Here is a 1,149-nt window from a genome sequence, read left to right as displayed (position 1 = left end):
TAATTATGTTCCAAAAAGGAATAGATATGAGCCAAAAAGGAATAGGAAAATACTTTAAACAAATGTTTGTTATGAGAGACAAAATGTTAATATACGCTTCAAAAAATCTCACTTATACTTGAAGAAAGATGTGTTCGTGTGATCATTTTATTTCTTATGAGACAAAGTAATTATTAATTGTACCTTATGTTGTTGGGTAGGAAGAAGCTATTCAAGCTGTTGCTTGTGCTGTGAAATGTGGGTGTGTGCAGGGCTGCAAGATCTCAATTGCCCGCTTCGGTTTTTTTCCTGTTCATGGGGCCTCATGGGGGAAACCGAATTAACCAAAGCAAAAGATGGTATATTATCAGGAGATTTACTTGCTTTCGAAATTTTGGTTGAAAGCTCGTTCAGAGAGAATTTTTGTGGCGTGGAAATAAAGGATCATGAAAGAGACAAGATAAGCTTTTTTATTCGTATTCTATCATATGCGCTGTCTGCACAGTTTCTCCTCATGTAAAGAGAAGCACAAGCGGCATCAAAATCAGACAGGCTGTGTCGTGCTGTAGGCAGTGGCTCCTTAACCTTAGAGAGACGCCCTGAAATCATGGCGGATCAACCTCTGCTTCTTCAAGGGGTCCGTGGGCAAATCAATGGTCCATGGAAACTACCGTCACCCACTGCTATTTGTCCCAATTGCTAAAACGATAAATAGGATCAAGTTGATCCAATTGCATGAGTACAGCAATAGGGTATTGTTTACCCAATTCCTAAAAGGAGCAATGGTGCAAACATTGTACAATTGCGTACTGAAAAGGAATTTGCTCAAGTTGACCGAATTCCTTAAACGCTTTTTTTTAATAATGTACTTGAATAATGTGTTTGGGGTACGGAAAAACTATCAATCAATTTAAGATAAGAGAGGTGAACACATCTTATATACGCTGCTTCTCAAATAATACGATTCCAACTCAATGATTGATCATCTCAAATTGCGATTTTGAGCAGAAAAGAAAAAGAGGCTTTAAATGATCTTTGAAAGGTCTTTGAAGACCCTTTGAGAACACCTTTAAAGCTCTTTGAAAAAAAATTTTAGTTTGACACTAGGTTTTGTACTAAGTGGGAAAAGGTGGGATTAGGTAGGAATACGTGATAATTTGTTGTTTTTAT

General features: G+C 37.2%; 1 pseudogene. It reads left to right on the top strand.

Going from position 1 to position 1,149, the window contains the following annotated elements:
• Positions 1-505 precede the first annotated feature (505 nt).
• A pseudogene (locus ACFIM1_RS09265) lies at positions 506-661 on the top strand (late control protein); the annotation flags it as partial.
• Positions 662-1,149: the final 488 nt, after the last annotated feature.

It is taken from the genome of Bartonella sp. AC158YNML (assembly GCF_042196725.1).
In the GTDB taxonomy this organism is placed as follows: domain Bacteria; phylum Pseudomonadota; class Alphaproteobacteria; order Rhizobiales; family Rhizobiaceae; genus Bartonella.
Note: the sequence above shows the minus strand (reverse complement) of the source record. Positions and strands in the feature narration are given on the sequence as shown.